The organism is Fibrobacter sp. UWH9 (genome assembly GCF_900129715.1).
Lineage (GTDB): Bacteria > Fibrobacterota > Fibrobacteria > Fibrobacterales > Fibrobacteraceae > Fibrobacter.
Genome location: NZ_FQWP01000038.1, coordinates 1 through 16,125, shown reverse-complemented (window position 1 = coordinate 16,125; position 16,125 = coordinate 1). Strand labels below are relative to the sequence as shown.

16 protein-coding genes and 1 tRNA gene are annotated in these 16,125 nt (G+C 46.9%); 14 read left to right on the top strand and 3 right to left on the bottom strand.

The window, feature by feature from the left end:
* Positions 1 to 433: 433 nt before the first annotated feature.
* The 13 genes from BUB94_RS17100 to BUB94_RS15775 all read left to right on the top strand — a co-directional run bounded on the left by BUB94_RS17100 (position 434) and on the right by BUB94_RS15775 (position 12,855).
* Positions 434 to 646 (top strand): hypothetical protein, encoded by a 213-nt coding sequence (locus BUB94_RS17100; protein WP_217653154.1) that lies wholly within the window; start codon positions 434 to 436, stop codon positions 644 to 646.
* A gap of 159 nt (positions 647 to 805) precedes the next feature.
* Positions 806 to 991, top strand: a complete 186-nt coding sequence (locus BUB94_RS17095; RefSeq protein ID WP_217653153.1) for a hypothetical protein — start codon at positions 806 to 808, stop codon at positions 989 to 991.
* Complete coding sequence (locus tag BUB94_RS17005) at positions 972 to 1,145, top strand: hypothetical protein (RefSeq protein ID WP_175549754.1); 174 nt, start codon at positions 972 to 974, stop codon at positions 1,143 to 1,145. The genes BUB94_RS17095 and BUB94_RS17005 overlap by 20 nt, the downstream gene beginning before the upstream one ends.
* 127 nt (positions 1,146 to 1,272) lie before the next feature.
* A complete protein-coding gene (locus BUB94_RS15820) occupies positions 1,273 to 1,545 on the top strand; it encodes a UPF0175 family protein (RefSeq protein ID WP_073158314.1) in 273 nt (90 codons plus the stop codon).
* Positions 1,546 to 1,642: 97 nt separating this feature from the next.
* Positions 1,643 to 1,924 carry a PIN domain-containing protein gene (locus tag BUB94_RS15815; protein ID WP_073238869.1) on the top strand — a complete coding sequence of 94 codons (282 nt, stop codon included), beginning with the start codon at positions 1,643 to 1,645 and terminating at the stop codon, positions 1,922 to 1,924.
* A 379-nt stretch (positions 1,925 to 2,303) separates the two neighbouring features.
* The gene (gene rhuM, locus BUB94_RS15805; RefSeq protein ID WP_073158309.1) at positions 2,304 to 3,179 is read left to right on the top strand and encodes a RhuM family protein; all 876 of its coding nucleotides are present in this window, start codon (positions 2,304 to 2,306) and stop codon (positions 3,177 to 3,179) included.
* Between the two features lie 41 nt (positions 3,180 to 3,220).
* Positions 3,221 to 3,454 (top strand): hypothetical protein, encoded by a 234-nt coding sequence (locus BUB94_RS17280; protein WP_254793766.1) that lies wholly within the window; start codon positions 3,221 to 3,223, stop codon positions 3,452 to 3,454.
* Positions 3,418 to 3,930: a PD-(D/E)XK nuclease family transposase gene (locus BUB94_RS15800; RefSeq protein ID WP_254793765.1), complete on the top strand. Its 513-nt coding sequence runs from the start codon at positions 3,418 to 3,420 to the stop codon at positions 3,928 to 3,930. The genes BUB94_RS17280 and BUB94_RS15800 overlap by 37 nt, the downstream gene beginning before the upstream one ends.
* 29 nt (positions 3,931 to 3,959) lie before the next feature.
* Positions 3,960 to 4,127, top strand: a complete 168-nt coding sequence (locus BUB94_RS17000) for a hypothetical protein (protein WP_158236654.1) — start codon at positions 3,960 to 3,962, stop codon at positions 4,125 to 4,127.
* A gap of 509 nt (positions 4,128 to 4,636) precedes the next feature.
* Positions 4,637 to 6,721 (top strand): FISUMP domain-containing protein, encoded by a 2,085-nt coding sequence (locus BUB94_RS15790; protein WP_083538396.1) that lies wholly within the window; start codon positions 4,637 to 4,639, stop codon positions 6,719 to 6,721.
* A gap of 10 nt (positions 6,722 to 6,731) precedes the next feature.
* Entirely contained in the window at positions 6,732 to 9,275 is a 2,544-nt protein-coding gene (locus BUB94_RS15785) for an FISUMP domain-containing protein (protein ID WP_073238857.1), read from the top strand.
* A gap of 12 nt (positions 9,276 to 9,287) precedes the next feature.
* Positions 9,288 to 11,558 (top strand): FISUMP domain-containing protein, encoded by a 2,271-nt coding sequence (locus BUB94_RS15780; protein WP_083538394.1) that lies wholly within the window; start codon positions 9,288 to 9,290, stop codon positions 11,556 to 11,558.
* 226 nt (positions 11,559 to 11,784) lie between these two features.
* A complete protein-coding gene (locus BUB94_RS15775) occupies positions 11,785 to 12,855 on the top strand; it encodes a fibrobacter succinogenes major paralogous domain-containing protein (RefSeq protein WP_139260285.1) in 1,071 nt (356 codons plus the stop codon).
* Here the strand turns inward: BUB94_RS15775 and BUB94_RS15770 are convergent, their stop codons facing one another.
* On the bottom strand, positions 12,856 to 14,724 hold the full coding sequence (locus tag BUB94_RS15770; protein WP_073238851.1) for an FISUMP domain-containing protein: 1,869 nt from the start codon (positions 14,722 to 14,724) through the stop codon (positions 12,856 to 12,858). It lies immediately after the preceding gene.
* Entirely contained in the window at positions 14,721 to 15,539 is an 819-nt protein-coding gene (locus BUB94_RS15765) for a TIGR02147 family protein (protein ID WP_073158275.1), read from the bottom strand. The genes BUB94_RS15770 and BUB94_RS15765 overlap by 4 nt, the downstream gene beginning before the upstream one ends.
* Positions 15,540 to 15,777: 238 nt before the next feature.
* Here BUB94_RS15765 and BUB94_RS15760 point away from each other — a divergent pair.
* Positions 15,778 to 15,849: transfer RNA gene (locus tag BUB94_RS15760), tRNA-Thr, on the top strand.
* A 72-nt stretch (positions 15,850 to 15,921) separates the two neighbouring features.
* Here the strand turns inward: BUB94_RS15760 and BUB94_RS15755 are convergent.
* Positions 15,922 to 16,125: transposase (locus tag BUB94_RS15755; RefSeq protein WP_139259208.1), on the bottom strand; the 204-nt coding region annotated here is incomplete at its 5' end.

Genomic DNA, 16,125 nt, shown 5'->3' with positions numbered 1-16,125 from the left:
AACAATAGACCAAGAAAAAGGCTTGACTACCTAACACCAAATGAGTATCTTTTGAAAAAGTTCAACATTATGCGTTAGCGATTAGAAATCGCCTTCCTTATTTCTTGTAAAAATTCACGAATTGTCTACGAAAAAATCCTATATGTAACAGGGTGTAACATATAGAAAATTCGGCTAAAAATGCGTGAAAAATGAGGGGTGTTTGAGGGAAAGCGGTTGTTGCGTGCGGTCGGGAGTTGCTAGGTTCTTTTCTACTATTTGGTTGTAAAAGAACGAGGAAAACTTTATGAAGTTTGGTTTGTTGAAAGTTTGCAAAGTGAAATTTTTTCGCGCCCCGCCTTGACACCGCCCAAATTTTTGTATAAATTTAGTAGTGAACAAAAGAACACTAATCAAGCCGTCGCTTTTCAAGCCTGTAGCGACTGGAGGAAGAATGGATAGAAAACACGAAGTTGATGTGCCTATAGATGCCATCACAGATTGCCTAACCGAAGCGGAAACCGGCAAAACTTATCCCACGGATTATTATCAGATTACAAAAAAGATTACTGCAAAGACCGCAAAAGAATTGATTCTGGCGGGTTGGCGCTTTGACTGGAGCCTCCCACAAAAAAAACGGATTCCAGGTAATAAAGTTATCCCTTAAGGCCTCTTCCGTACTTCAGGGACTTATTGCCCTGGCGCATTATCCCGACCTGAAATTCACGCAGATCGACCTTGTAGAGGCAGCCCCTTCAATGTCGGCGCCAATGGCAAATTTCGTGGCGTCGGAGCACACCTTTTTGCAATTGCCTGTAAGCTGAGTATGGAAAACGGCAACGAAGGTTTTGTCCGCTTTACGGCAAAAACAAACTTGGTTGATCACTATGCAAAAACTTTGGGGGCCGCAGCAATCGACTCTCAAAATATGTATATTGATACCAAAGGGGCACTTCGCCTCATCCAAAAGTATTTTCCCGAGGAGACACAAAATGATTCAGAAAAAATCTAGCGAATCTTTTGATCAGTTTGGATCCGCCATGAAGGATGGCCGCCTGACAGAACCTTCCAACGGGAAAAACTTTGACTTGCACAAAGCGATTGAACTTTCCCAAAAGCTGGGGCGTCCCCTTAAGGAAAACGAAATCGCTCAATTTGCCGTGTAGCAAAAGCGGTTGAATCCCGCTTTCGCGTTGAAAATATTTGTATTCGATAAAATAGGGCGAAATGGCGTTGGTCCTTCCCTGGAATGCTGTAAAAATGTATATTAGCGGGAAGCGAAGGAGGTCGATTATGGCGACAATAACAATGGAAGTCCCGGAAGACATCATGAATTTCATGGTGTGTGAAAACAAGTGCGATGAGCTCCGTCGCAACGCTTTGTTGCTGTACCCCTTTATCAAGAACGAGACAATCTCGCATGGTCGTGCCGCCGAAATTTTGGGCATTTCCAAGTGGGAACTGATTGAATTGTATGGGAACGAGGGAATCCCGTATATTGACCTGAGCTGGGAAGAAGTTGAACAGGACGCAGGCAATGTGATGGAACTACTTTCCAAGAGGTAGGGATGATTCAAACCCGATTTTTCAAGAGGAAGCCGACAAAGTAAAAAACTGCAGTTTTCTCAAGAAAGTCTCGATTGCCAATAGCAACACTGTCAATATGCTGATGCGCATGACTGGTTTGGATCTTGGCGAAAGTGAAGTCATCATCTATTCCGACGAAAACAAGAGCGACCTTTTGATTGTTGATGAAGTTCGAGCCAGACATGTGGCCACGACTATGAAATTACGAATATCCGGCACAATTGGCATTTTAACAGCTGCTAATGAAAATGGGCTGTTGAATAAAGAAGATGCGATTGAATGCGCAAGGATTCTTCGATTGTCCAAAAGGCATATCAGCGAGACGCTCTTAAATTCATTTGTTGAAAATTTGAAGTAGAGTTTCGTAATGCAGTCGCGTTAGGCCCCGCAGCCCGCATGGGAGGGAGCTTCGCTCCTTGACATTTCGCCTCAGCAATGGCTATGCAAGCATAGCCGCCGCATTCGGCTCTGGGTCAATCGGACTCGCGCGGCACTTGCCTTGTGCAGTCGCGCGGAGCGCGAGGCTGAACGAACGACTCGCATCGCGAGTCGATAGCGCAAGGGGCCGGCCCGCCAGGGCAACGCCCAAAACATCGCCCCAGTCGCCTATAGTTTGCAAAGTGAATTTTTTTCGCGCCCCGCCTTGACACCGCCCAAACTTTTGTATAAATTTAGTAGTAAACAAAAGAGCACTAACCAAGCCGTCGCTTTTTTAGCCTGTAGCGACCGGAGGAAAAATGTATAAAGCAGTTTCTGCCAATAATGGCGAAAAGAACGAAATCATTGTATATCAGCCGGAAGGTGGCGAGTTTCACATTGAAGTTCGCGTAGAGAATGAAACCGTTTGGCTAAATCGCCAACAAATTTCCCTCTTGTTCGGGCGAGATGTAAAAACAATTGGAAAACACATAAACAACGCATTAAAAGAAGAAGCATGCAATTCAGATGTCGCAAATTTTGCGACAACTGCAGCTGACGGAAAAACATATCAAGTTGAGCATTATGATTTAGATGTTGTTCTGTCTGTTGGTTATCGTGTCAAATCTCCTAATGGCGTTAAATTCCGTCGCTGGGCAAATCAGGTGCTCAAGGAACATTTGCTTAAAGGCGGTTCTGTAAATCAGCGGCTGATTTCTCACGAGAACAAATTGGAAAATCATGATTCTAGGCTTTTGTCCCTCGAAAAGCAAGTCGATTTCTTTGTCAAGGCGAACTTGCCGCCGAGCGAGGGAATACTAAACGCAAAATCCTGGTGGAGCGGTTATGAGTTTGCCGCTCAATTAGTGCGTTCTGCAAAAGAAGAAATCGTCATTATCGATCCGTACGCCGACGATGTCACTCTTTCTTTAGTTGCAAAGAAGGCCGAAGGTATTAAAGCTTTCGTGTATTCGGCTCGCATTAACAGAACCATGAATGAAGAAGCAGCCAGGCTGAATCGGCAGTTCCCGACCGTTGAGCTTCGCAACATGCGTGATGTCCACGACAGGTTTATCATTGTCGATAATACAATTTACCATGTAGGCGCAAGCATCCGCGATTTAGGCAACAAGCTAACCGCATTTTCTGTACTGAGCGCAATCTCAAAGGAACAACTTTTAGAAAGCGTGAAATAAATAACCGTCGCTTTTTTAGCCTGTAGCGACTGGAGGAAAGTATGAACAGAAGCCAATTCTGGGCCATGGCCCGCGATCTCAAGGAACATCCCGAGAATCTCCCCAAGTACCGTGAAATCTATAGGAATGTCTATCCGTTCAGCGATGGCATTTTTAAGATGCTGATGGCGAGCGAAGGCAAGCCAGAGCGAATGAACCCGTGGTCATCGAGGTGCAGCAGAATTTCAACACGCTGTTCATGGACCGTCTGGTTTATTACACATCTCGCATCGTGAATAACCAGGTGAAGAAAAACAAGAGTTACGAGCTGCCGCATATCTATGCGCTTTCTCTGCTTGTGGATGACCAGTTCCCGCTGGAGCCGGACACCTATTTCCATCAGTGCCAGGTAATGCGGAACCGCAAATATCCATTCAAGAAGATTGATGTGTTCCTTGTGGAAATGTCGAAGTTTTTCCGCATGGACGACCGTCTGCAAGAAGAAAATCGCTGGGAAGCCCGTGATGTGTCGCCCCGCGCAGAAATGCTGCGGCTCTTTCGCGATGTTTTGGAAGACAAGACCATCGACGAGGAAAAAGCGGGAAATCTCCTTGACGAAGACTTCGCAAAAGATGTATCTTTTGTGGGGTACACCGATGAACTTTTACTCCTGGTCTTCTTTCGTGAAACTTTAGCGCAACTAAAGTTGCGAAGTTTCATCGAAAAAGACATCCTTCAGCTATCAAGCGGCGAAGCCGCTTTCCCGTGCTAAAGCACGGAGCTTCAAGAGAGGTAGATAACATGACTGACATGCTTTACGAAAAGCAGGGCTCCTACCTGCAGGGAAAGGAAGAAGGTGCTGATGCCAAGAACAAGGAACTCGCCAAGGGTTTCCGCGATGATGGAATTCCGCTGGAAATCATTTCCAAGCGAACAGGCCTCACTCCCGAAGAAATCAGGGCACTGTAAAAGAGGCGCAGTCTCGCACCTGCGTCAAGAGCCGTTCCACATTGCTTTCGCGTTAGGGCTGCAACCACTTAGAGCTTTGCTCTTAGTGGGCCATGGTCCCCTTTAGAGGACCCCGCAGCCCGTATGGGTGGGACGCGCGAGTCGATAGCGCAAGGCACCGCCCCCGGCGAAGCCGGGGGAACGCCCCTATTTTGAAATCCCGCACCTAACCATTCTCCATTCCAAAGATCCTACCGGCTTAAAATTTTTTTCAATGATTTTTATTTGTAAACGCAAAACATCTAGTTTTTATGCGTTTATAAATGCAAAATGCTCTTCCCTAAAAGAGTTGACATTTTTTTTGAACACATCAAAAAACAGCCTATATGTAACAGGGTGTTACATATAGAAAATTTTGCTAAAAATGCGAGGAAAATGAGAGGTATTTTCGAAAAATCGGTAGCTGCGGGCGGTCGGGAGTCGCTTGGTTCTTTTCTATTATTTGGTTGTAAAAGTATGAGGAAATTTTTATGAAGATCATTTGTTTTAAAGCATTGGCTCTTGGGTGCGCAGTACCAATCTTTATGGCACTCGTAGCCTGCGGCGATGATAGCGGTTCTGGTCCATCCAAGGATGGTTCCGAACAGTCAAATCAAGACGTTTTGGATACGGTTCCGCATGAATCCTCGTTTGACAGCCTGAACGTGGGAGAGTTTTACGATTCCAAGAGCGGCAATACCTATGCTTTGGTGCGGTTCAAAACGTACCAGTGGCTCATGAGCGACATTCATTACGATACGTTCTCTGCCGGCCCCATGTGTTACGACCTGGATGATGCGAACTGCGAAAATTTCGGCATGCTCTATCGTGCTACAAAGGCGGAGAAAGCTTGCCCAGAGGGCTTTGAAATTCCATCGGAACAGGATTGGAAAGAGCTGAAAAAATACAGAAGTTCGCTAGACAAGGAACAACAGTTCGGTATGAACGTCAGGAAGGCTGGATTTTGTTCCGAGGCCGACGACGGTGAACTGAGCTGCCAAATGCAAGGTTCGAAGTCGTTCTACCTGACAGCGAACAATACCGTATTCGTGACAAATGACGGGTTGACCGGTTCCTTTGCGCCTGCCGAGAATAACGGTTTCTATTCGCTACGCTGCATTTCTAGAACCTACATAGTGAAGTCCGTAGAAAACCTCCCTACCTGCGATAGTTCTTCTCAAATGAGCCTCGGGGAATTCTATGTGACGGATGCCCAGAGTAACTACCGCTGCAACGGCTCCTACAAGTGGGTTGACAACTTCAATAGTGATTGCGAACATGTAAGAAAGGGCTACACCTCGGTAGTCAACGACACTACCTACATTTGCAAATATGGTTCCTGGGAAATTGCAGAAATAGATGACGTGGATCTTGAGTGCGGTGCTGCCAATGACGGCTCTACAACGAAGTTCAACGGCGTTGACTATGTTTGCCAAAATGATTCCTGGCGCAAGTTTACCGCTACAGAAATAAAGCTTGGCCTATGCAATGCCGAAGCTCTTGGCTTTGTCGGTTCCATTAAAAATGACAATTACTATTGTGATTCTACAGGGTGGCGCAAGGCTTCTTTTGAAGACATTGTAGAGGAATGCAACAAGGAAAAAGAAGGGCAATATATTCCGTACAATGGGGATTATTATGGTTGCAACAATACCGGCTGGGTCCGCCTTTCTGATATTGAAATTGAATTCGGCTTTTGCACAAGCAAGATTGCGGGTGCGCTAGATACGCTAAATGAAGTTATCTATGTGTGCAACGATTCCCTGAGATGGAGGGCTGCAAACCTTGTCGATGTCTATGGCAAGTGCACAGAAACCCGCAACGGAGATTCCGCAACATTCAATGAAAATCGTTATGCCTGCGCGGACACTTCTTGGCGCGCGTTTACCACCCTTGAAAAAACTCTTGGCAAAATTTGCTATAGCAAGAGGTTCGGTTCACTGGAGAAGGACGGGTACAACGCCTATTATGTTTGCGATTCTACCGGCTGGCATTCTGCGGGGGCAAGCGACATTTCGAAGGTTCACGGGGAATGTACCGCTGACAGGGCATACGATATTGTTGACTGGACTTCAGGCGGTAACACTTCGCCAACAAGATACTACTGCTCTACAAGCGGCACCTGGTCTGTATCTTCTACGCTAGAACAGAAAATCGGCTTGTGCCAGGCAAGCAACCGTGGCGAATTCAAGGTGTATAACGGCAGTAACTACATGTGCGATTCTACGGGTTGGAGAACCGCTACAGACAAGGATTTCCTTGGAAAGTGCGACAACAGTAACCTGGGTGCGACCAAGAAGTATATCAGCAAGTATTATGGCTGTTCCGAAAAGGGCTGGGTCGTTACTACGGCGCTCAACTGGAGCATCGGGACTATGTGCATGGAAAATTTCGAGGGCGAAACGGCAACCTATGCCGGGGCAAGCATGGTATGCAACGGCAGCAACTGGGTTTTGTCTGGCGACTTGACGCAGGCCCTTGGCGCATGCGATGAAATAAACTATAGAAAGCTTGTTAATGGGCTAGACGGCCAGCGCTATTTCTGCAACGGAACGTCATGGGCTATTTCGAAGTAAGGAGTGAGACATGTTAGACAAGTTTATCAAGACTATTTGCATTGCCTTTTTATCCATTGGCATTTTTGCTTGCAGCGAAAGTTCTAGCAGCGCACCAGATGAAGAGGAAATTTCGTCTGGGCTTGAGTCCTCCGACAGCGATTCCCCGGAATCTAGCAGCGATTCTAAAAGTAGTTCTTCTACAAAGTATTCTTCGACTACGCATATCGATATTTCTGAAATTAATATCGATGAGGGCTTTTACCTGGATGAAAATACAGGCATCAAGCACAAGACGGTTACGGTCGGCCCGTTTGTTTGGCTTGCAGAAAACATTTCGGTAAAGCCGAAGGTCATCAACAGCACCTGCTACGGTAACGATGAAAAGTCTTGCGAAAAGTACGGCAGGCTTTACAGGCCGTTGGATGCGGGGGAGCTGTGCCCGGGCAACTTTAGGCTACCGCTCAAAAGCGAATGGGAATACCTTGTGCGGAATGGAAGAATTTTTGATGAAAAGTTTGGAATTACGCTTGGCGGATTCTGCAATACTTCGGATTCCTCCGGTTGCGTTGGCGCTGATTCCGTAGGAGCATTCATTACGGCAAAGAACAAGGCCTTCCATATTTCGAAGGATTCAAGCTACGCAACGGAGCAGGATAACATGACCTACTATTCGCTGCGCTGCATGAAATACGCCCATGTGGTAGCAAAGTTCGATGATCTTCCAGAATGTGACGACGAAGCGCGTACCCTTGTGGATTCTTTTTATGTATGGAGCATAAAAGACGATCTGCATTGCGGGGAATATGGTTGGAGGCCCGTTTATTCTTCGAGTATCTTTGTAGACCACTGCGACGATGCCGGTGCGCTGTTCAAGAGCGATACTGCCATATTCGTTTGCAGGAGCAAGCGCTTTTACAAATCCGAAACATGGTCCTACGCAGCACCAGTCGATCTTTACGACTGCGATGATTCCATGCGTGATTCCGTCATGACGATAGGCCCCATAACGCAGGTCTGTGAAGAAGATGGCTGGAGATCGCTCGAGGAAATTGAAAAAGTCCATGGATTCTGCAAAAAGCCCAGCCAGTATAGGACGGAAATGTTCCAAAACCTTCCATATACCTGCGATGAAAACGGCTGGAACTTGTCGCTGCAGACAATCTTGAGTTCCTCTTCGATCAATATTTATTCCAGTTCTTCAAACCCGGCGAGCTGCACCAAGGAACTTTCTGTAAAGGTTGACGGCAATACGGCAATGCGTTGCGAAGCCGGGAGCTGGGTCGCCATTTCTGACACCGTTTACCTTGGCGTTTGCAACCAGGCGAAAATGAACAAGGTTACCGCAATCGGAACCAAGTCTTACCAGTGCCGCACCTACGGCTGGCAGCAGCTTAGCAGCATTGAACAATCCATTGGCGCATGCACCGACACTACCTTCGGCAAAATCAAGACGTACAGGGACACATCCTATTTGTGCAGAATCGAGGTTCCGTCATCGCAGTCGCAAAACGTACAGTTCTCCTGGGGGAAAATAACAAACGATGTAGCTTCTCTTGGGGCATGCACTGCTGACCTTATCGGCACCATAAAGAAAACTGCAAGTGGAATTTCTTACAAGTGCACGAGCAATTCATGGGTTGCCGCAACGGTAAGCGATGTTTATGGAAATTGTTCTTCGACAAAAACTAAACTGTCGGGCGTTTTCAACGGAGTCGAATACATTTGCGACATTGACCGCGGATCGTACCAGTGGTATGCAATGCAGCCGATTGACTCGGTAGCAGGCTACTGCGCAAAACCCAGGGCAAACTTGCTGATTAGCTACAAAGACGTGTACTACATCTGCTCTGGAACCCCCGACCCTAACGTTTGGAAGGAAGCTACAAGGGAAGAAATACTCAAGAAGTGCACAACTGCGCTGGAAGGTGCTATTTATTCCGACTCAATGGTTACCGCCAAGTGCACGGCCAGTTCATGGAAGGCTGTTTTGACCGAAACCCTCAAGGACCCTCGCGATGGAAACGTTTACTACACAACTACTTTTGACGGAAAGACCTGGATGGCCGAAAACTTGCGCTACAAGGGCGCTGGAGTAGATCGTTTCTGGTATCCAAACGACAACATCAAATATGAAAGCAGGGGCCTCCTTTATCAATGGCACACTGCTATGCAGCTTGATTCCATTTACGACAAGACCATCCTTGGATATGACCAGATAAAGCCGCAATGGCAGGGACTTTGCCCGGCAGGGTGGCATATCCCGGATGAAGACGAACTATCGTCGCTTAGAAGAGCTGTGAACAATTCGAAAATTCCTGTATATGCAATCGGCCTGGGAGTCGCAGGGACAGGCTTCCGTTACCAATGGTATCGTAACGGCATTGATGTTGTTACAGGTTTTGAAAAGATAGATACTACCGGCTACTTTTGGGGAGCTAGCTTTGCTAACAGCAAAACTACGATAATTTCGGATGTTGTGGATTATGACAATTTTTCGACCACAACTCCAGAAATGTACATGCTCAACAGCAAGGTTTTCGCTCATGGCGTCCGTTGCGTCAAGGACTACTAAGGAGGTTGAAAAATGAAGAGCTATCTTAAATTATTTTTCATGACAGCATTGCTCTTTACCTTTGCTGCATGCAGTGATGACAGCGCAAGCAACAGTGGCGAAGAAAACCCGGAATCCTCCAACGACCTTGAACAGGAATCTTCCTCATCGGCTCAGAGCAGTTCCTCTTGGAAGGAACTTTCTTCGGCGGTGGTCATTGACATTTCGCAGTTCAAAAATGACGACACCACGGTTGTCGATTCCGTAAACAACGCCGTTTACAGTACAGTCGTTATTGGGCCCTACAAGTGGATCAAGGAAACCATCCGTATCGAAAGCGATAGCGTCAAGAGCACCTGCTACGACTATGATGACGACAATTGCGAAAAATATGGAAGGCTCTACTACAACAGGTATAGCATTGGCAAAGTATGCCCCAAGGGATACAGCCTTGCAAGCAGAGGAGCATACTCCTATTCGGCGGCAAAGCTCAAGCTTTCTACCGGCGGCTACTGCCAAAAGAACGATACGTTGGCCTGCAAGAACCTTGGAACCTACGGCTACTATAAAACAGGCGACGGCTATGCGTTTGTCATAGACTCCCTTGGCAAAAACTTCTTTGAAGATGATTCTTCAAACGGTTTCTATTACGCCAAGTGCGTAAGGCCGCTCGGCATTGTGGCAAAGTTCAACGAGCTCCCTGCATGCGAAAGCTACAACCGCTACGAAAACGTCTTCGTGGCAGAAAAAGATTCCAGCTATGAATGTGGCAGTGACAGCTGGCATGCTGTTACAGGCACATCCGCAAAGGCATGTTCCGATACCTCGGCCAGGTTCTGGTATGCAGACACAATGCTTGTTTGCTCCAAGAACGGATGGAAGGTTGCCGGTCCTACAGAAATTGGCGAAGTTTGCCAGCCCGAAATCCGCTATAAGCAAGTGGAAATCAGCGGACGCACCTACGTTTGCGAAAACTGGTACTGGACGGAACTTGTCGGCCTCAATAAGGAACTTGGCTATTGCTACCAGGATATTTATGGAAAACTGGATACTGCAAAAACTGGGGAAGTCTATGCATGCCACGGCAGTTCCTGGGAAAAGCCATACATCAATGACATCTACGGCAAATGCGACAGCAGCAATGTTGGCCGAGTCGTTACATTCGATTCTGTGCAGCAAGTGTGCCCGTCAGCACAGCAAGGCTGGAGACAGCTGACCGACATAGAAAAGGAAATTGGCCCGTGCACCGATTCAAGCTACCATAAAGTCGTGCTGTACGAAAAAGACACCACGGTACGCGTCTGCGAAAAGGGAACCTGGAAACTCGGAGACTACACATGGGTCTTTGAAACATGCAATACAAGCAACCGCGACATGCTCGATACTTTGTTCGGAACTCCGTACAAGTGTCAGTCTTCCACCTGGAAAAGACTGAGCGACTTGGAAAGGCAAATTGGACCTTGCCTGAACAAGAACAATGGCGAACAGGTTACGGTATCGGATACGGTATTCCTTTGCAGCGGCGGACAATGGACCAAAAAGACAAGCCCAGGTAGTTCCAGCAGTTCTGTAAAAAGTTCCAGCAGTTCCGCCGTGAGCTCTAGCAGTTCAATACAAACCATGCTCTCGGTTCTTGGGGAATGTAATTCCGCACGCATTGGCGTGCTCGTTGACAACGGACTCAACAAGACAAAGTGCACCGCAAACGGTTGGGAATACCCCTATGGAACATTAACGGATTCTCGCGACAACCATGTTTACAGAACAACAGAAATCGCCGGACGCACATGGATGGCCGACAACTTGAAATACAACGGCAGCGATGTTGATGAAAGCTTGTGCCCTGGCCTTGCCGAAAGCAACTGCGAAAGCATGGGCCGTCTCTACAAATGGCACACAGTCATGAAACTCCCTGAAAATATCGACTATTCACTGCAACAGGATTCCACACAGTATCTGAAGGCTCAAGGAATTTGCCCGACTGGCTGGCACGTTCCGTCGTATGAAGAGTGGAATGACCTGGCGAATGCCATTGATTCTACGGTAGGTTCCTATTCAAACTACAATGACTATGTTGGTTTCCCTAAAATGCTGTCAGGGTATATTTCAGAAACCGAGATGGCAACTGGGTATTTGAAAGATTCGTATTTCCGCTCCTCGACAATTTACTTAGGCGCTTCGGATCATTCATACTTAGGCGCTTCAACCTCGGATCATTCATACGGCATGAATTCCAGTGCTAGACTGCATGCTTCATCAATGTCACGAAGCGCATCACTTTCTCTCCGTTGCATCAAGGACTGATCAAAATAAACTTTTTGCGTCCACTTTCCTTACAACTGCAAAATGCAAAAGTCAAGCAGGAGACCATCAAAAATAGTCTATATGTAACAGGGTGTTACATATAGAAAATTCGGCTAAAAATGCGTGGGAAATGTGGGGCGTTTGAGGGAAAGCGGTTGCTGCGGGCGGTCGGGAGTCGCTAAGTTCATTTTCTACTATTTGGTTGTAAAAGATCGAGGAAAACTTTATGAAGTTCGGTTTGTTGAAAGCTTTTGTGCTTGGAAGCGTTGTTCCGCTCGCTGTTGCGCTCAACGCCTGCGGCGATGACTCCAGTTCCACCAGCGGTCCTGTAAACAACGACGGTTACCGCGGCGGCATTCCCGATACGGTTGAGACTTTCGTGGAACTGTCGAACTACGACTGCGGCAAGAGCCTGAGGTGCGTTACAACCTACCTGGTGGAATACCACGGCAAGGCTGTGTGCGATGGCGAAAATGGTTGGGTGTTCAGCCCACTTGTCGAGAAGATGGGTTGCGACTTTTTCACGGAATCCGGCCATTTCCGCGAAGAAGAATTCTCGTCCTCTTCAACCGAGCTCGTCCCCGACCCAAATTTGGAAACTGAAGAGTCCAGCGTCAGTTCTAGCAAAGGCGCATGGGCTTACTTGAATCCTGACATTGACTACAGTGAGTTTACTGATGCACGCGACGGCCAGGTCTATAAGACCCTCTCTACCAGCACCCAGACCTGGATGGCCCAGAACTTGAACTACGATCCGGGTGATGTTTCTGACATGGGCGAATACGCATGGAGTGGATGCTACAACAACAAGACGGATTCCTGCTCCAAATACGGTCGCCTTTATACCTGGCAAGTCGCCATGAATAATGCAGATTGTGCTCATGGAAAGGAATGCAAGCCAAACGGCTTTGTTCAAGGCGTTTGCCCAAGCGGCTGGCATTTGCCGAGCCTCTACGAGTATGAAGTACTTATCAACAACTTCGATTCTAAATTCGGTTATAACCACACTATTGAAGCACTCTCGTCAACAGCGGGCAAATATCTCAGGTCTATGACAGGTTGGGATTCTAGCGGCAATGGAACTGACTCCTCTGGCTTCTCTGCGCTCCCGGCTGGCTACAGGAACTACCATGGCGATTTCTACGATGCCGGTCGTTATGCCACCTTCTGGTCTGCTAGCGAGTTCAACAGTACCGACGCCTACTACCTACGCTTGTACTACAACATGGACGATGTCTTCCTGAACTACCGCAATAAGGGCAATGTGTTCTCTGTTCGTTGCTTCAAGGACAACTAATCAATCCTTCAGGCAGCGAACATTGGCATAATCATTTGAAGCCATTTCATAGGACCCTGAGTGCACAGTATATATAAGATACTCTATTTCTCCAGAAGTCGATTCCTTCTCCGAGGAAGTCCATAAGCAAGCATCAAGCTCCAAGCTCTGGAATTTCAGCGACCCATCCGTTTTTACAGTAACAGAACCCGTTGGATAAAGATTAAAACTATAAGGATCCGTTAAACTCTTATAGTAAACAGAACTCCAACCTTCGGCAGATTTCAAGGACGAAGCCGTTTTCCCCGTATGAGCATACAAATCCTCATAGTCCTCGGCCGTTGGCAGATGCCAGCCTTCTGGGCAGATTGTCCTAGACTCACTTTGTGAATACATTCTACCGTATTTTTCACAATTGCTTTCTTCGTTATCATAACAATAACTTGTGGATGCGCCCTTATATTTCAAATTGTCGGCCATCCAGGTCTGCGATCCAATTGTCGCAATCTTGTAAACATGATCATCTCGAGAATCCGTAAGACTTCCAGTCACGACTGTGGCTGGATCTACGACGTAGTTTGCAAATTCAGTAGCTGTACCCTTTATGCAACGCAGAGACATGAAAGCACTTTTTTGGGTTTGCATGAATTGAGACCAAGATCGTTCCTTGACAAGCAACCATACCCATGCATTCCAATCATATTCCGTGGTCATGATAAAAGTTGCCACAGCTCCAAATGAGCCTGCATCGGAACTATACGCAGGATTATAGAGACCTCCAGCAGGCAAAGCGCTAAATCCATAATCATCCGTTCCAAACATTTCTTCCGTCGTAGCTCTTTCTCCGGCCACATCCTTCCCGCCCATTTCTTCTTCAAGAATTTCAAAGTCATCTAGGTTCGGGATGCGCCAGCCGTCGGGGCAAATGCCCTGGATGTTTCGACCGGGATTGCAGATATCCATTCCTCCACAATCTTTTACGCCCTTTCCAAAAACATCCGCGGAATCCACAGCAGCGGACCAGGAATACAATCTGCCGAACTTTTCACAGTTGGCCGGATCTCCTCCCGGGCAGTAGCTAAGTGAATCCAATGTTTCTGTAGAAACCAGGTAGGCGTAGTTCAGATTTTCTGCCATCCATGTTTGGTCTCCGATCTTCACAGTTTTATACACATGGCCGTCGCGTTCATCTACAAACAAGGTGGAAGCAACTTCCGCAGGTTCCTCATCTTCAGGATCCTCCGGGGCGTAGAATTCAGCGATGCAGCGGTCCTTCATCTTCTTGGCGGTGCCTTGCAAATATTCGTTTGCGGTAACCTTCGGCTTGAATTTTACAACACATATCAAATGGAGAATGGTGCATTTGTCCAGCTTGAATAGGTCTGTGACGATTCCGTCGTTTTCGGAACAGTAATCCACAAAGGCCGTAGAATCTGCCTGGCAGTTTGCCACGGCGCTGTCGCCTTCGTAGGTATTGTTCAGATGGTCTTCCACCACGGCGTCCAGGGAATCGCGGCTCAAGAATTCCGTATGCGAATCTTTCTTGTAAACGCGGGTCAGGTTCATGCGGACACCATTCTGTTCGGTATACAGATCTACGGTGCAGGCATCTTCCACTGTCTTGCCAGTGTGTTTGTAATAGGAGTTGCCTGCCGTCGTAAACTGGATTTCGTACCAAGACTTGCCAAATTCAGCGTTGTTAACCTTTCTCAAAGCCACAGGGGACGCAGGTTCCCATGTCATCAACAGCGCATAAGCCGCGCTATCCAAATTGGTGGCGTTCTGTTCCTCTGTATAGCCGTTTGCAACTTTCTTCTCAGAATCGCTACAGGCGGCAAAGAACAAGAAAGTCCAACAAAAAGCGAGAATCATTCCCAAAGAAAACTTCATTTTTCAATCTCTTTTGTCACCGGAAACAGTTGCAAGTTCAACCTGTAAATCCGGTCACACTCCTCTGCGGCCGAGACAATTGCGGCGATTTTCTTGCGGCAAGAGTCAAGTTCATTCACAATCTGATCATAAGCAGCCCGATTTACAGAAAGCGTCATGCCAGAAAAATTACGGTCACTTACGGAGAAATTATCTACAGCCTTCTCTGCAAAAAATGCCATTTGTTTATGCATGTTGCGAATGGCCTTCGGAATCTTTTCCGAGGAACCAAGAATAGCCTTATCGGTCTGCACATAACTTTTCTTGTTCTTTTTCAGGAAGCCAGCCTGAACCATGAAATCCAGAGATTTCCTCACATCCTCCGAAGACACATTCTCATAGAACAGGCTCGCGATTTTTGCAGGTATCGCAACCGCTACTCTAGGGGCAAGTTCCCTTAGTATCGGATTCCACCAATCTTTATAATAATCATAAGCGTCGTCCCCTACAATCCGAACTTTCTCGTCCTTCGCTATAGCCTGCATATGCTCATAGGCGACTTGTTTTCTGCGTTCTACCGAAGTGTTGCAATAGGAAACCAATGCTAAGAAGTACGATGATTGAACTTTAGAAAGTCCCATGACCTTTGCAAGGCGGATCGCGCCGACACTACTCAGCTTCGACTTCCCGTCACAAACTAGTTTTAAGAACCTTGGAGAAGCATAGCCAGCCATTTTATTGAAACCGCGCCAGGACAAGCCGGTCATCAACTTGCGTTCTTCGTAGAAATCCCTAATGTAAAGGCGATAATCGTTGTAGTCAGAAATCGGTTTCATGGAGCGTTCCAAATTTATGTTTTTAAGCAATAAATTTCAATTTTATTACAGAGGAGAAAAGACAACAAACTGAAGTTTTTGCCATCAAAAAAAGCAAAAAAACGTCATATGTCTCACCATGAGACATATAGGAAAAACTTCCCCTTTTTAACTTTCTTCCCTCAATTTTGCAACAACCGCAAAAAACCCCTTGCAAAGTTCCAAATATTGTACTATCTTTGGGCTCACCTAAGCAAAAGCCCAGGTAGCTCAGTGGTAGAGCACTTCCTTGGTAAGGAAGAGGTCTCGGGTCCGACTCCCGATCTGGGCTCTTAAAGAGCAAAACCCGCCTTTAACTACAAGGCGGGTTTTATTGAGGCATCATCAACATGTGTGGTAGCATTTAGGCTGCCTTGCTAGATGATCCTCTCGATTCCGATTCCCATTCGTAGGCAATCTTTACATCTACATAGGAACAGCTCAACATTATCAGCGACAGCATGTTGTTCATATTCCTGAAGCCATAGGCAGTCCGTATCAGTAGCTTTATCTTGTTGTTCGTCGCCTCGATCCTTGCGTTTGACACGCCCAGCCTGATTGTGTTGAG

Excerpts from the sequence above, each read along its gene's own strand:
- BUB94_RS17100 (WP_217653154.1), top strand. The coding sequence starts at position 434 with ATGGATAGAAAACACGAAGTTGATGTGCCTATAGATGCCATCACAGAT.
- BUB94_RS17095 (WP_217653153.1), top strand. The coding sequence starts at position 806 with ATGGAAAACGGCAACGAAGGTTTTGTCCGCTTTACGGCAAAAACAAAC.
- BUB94_RS17005 (WP_175549754.1), top strand. The coding sequence starts at position 972 with ATGATTCAGAAAAAATCTAGCGAATCTTTTGATCAGTTTGGATCCGCC.
- BUB94_RS15820 (WP_073158314.1), top strand. The coding sequence starts at position 1,273 with ATGGCGACAATAACAATGGAAGTCCCGGAAGACATCATGAATTTCATG.
- BUB94_RS15815 (WP_073238869.1), top strand. The coding sequence starts at position 1,643 with ATGCTGATGCGCATGACTGGTTTGGATCTTGGCGAAAGTGAAGTCATC.
- rhuM (WP_073158309.1), top strand. The coding sequence starts at position 2,304 with ATGTATAAAGCAGTTTCTGCCAATAATGGCGAAAAGAACGAAATCATT.
- BUB94_RS17280 (WP_254793766.1), top strand. The coding sequence starts at position 3,221 with ATGAACAGAAGCCAATTCTGGGCCATGGCCCGCGATCTCAAGGAACAT.
- BUB94_RS15800 (WP_254793765.1), top strand. The coding sequence starts at position 3,418 with ATGGACCGTCTGGTTTATTACACATCTCGCATCGTGAATAACCAGGTG.
- BUB94_RS17000 (WP_158236654.1), top strand. The coding sequence starts at position 3,960 with ATGACTGACATGCTTTACGAAAAGCAGGGCTCCTACCTGCAGGGAAAG.
- BUB94_RS15790 (WP_083538396.1), top strand. The coding sequence starts at position 4,637 with ATGAAGATCATTTGTTTTAAAGCATTGGCTCTTGGGTGCGCAGTACCA.
- BUB94_RS15785 (WP_073238857.1), top strand. The coding sequence starts at position 6,732 with ATGTTAGACAAGTTTATCAAGACTATTTGCATTGCCTTTTTATCCATT.
- BUB94_RS15780 (WP_083538394.1), top strand. The coding sequence starts at position 9,288 with ATGAAGAGCTATCTTAAATTATTTTTCATGACAGCATTGCTCTTTACC.
- BUB94_RS15775 (WP_139260285.1), top strand. The coding sequence starts at position 11,785 with ATGAAGTTCGGTTTGTTGAAAGCTTTTGTGCTTGGAAGCGTTGTTCCG.
- BUB94_RS15770 (WP_073238851.1), bottom strand. The coding sequence starts at position 14,724 with ATGAAGTTTTCTTTGGGAATGATTCTCGCTTTTTGTTGGACTTTCTTG.
- BUB94_RS15765 (WP_073158275.1), bottom strand. The coding sequence starts at position 15,539 with ATGAAACCGATTTCTGACTACAACGATTATCGCCTTTACATTAGGGAT.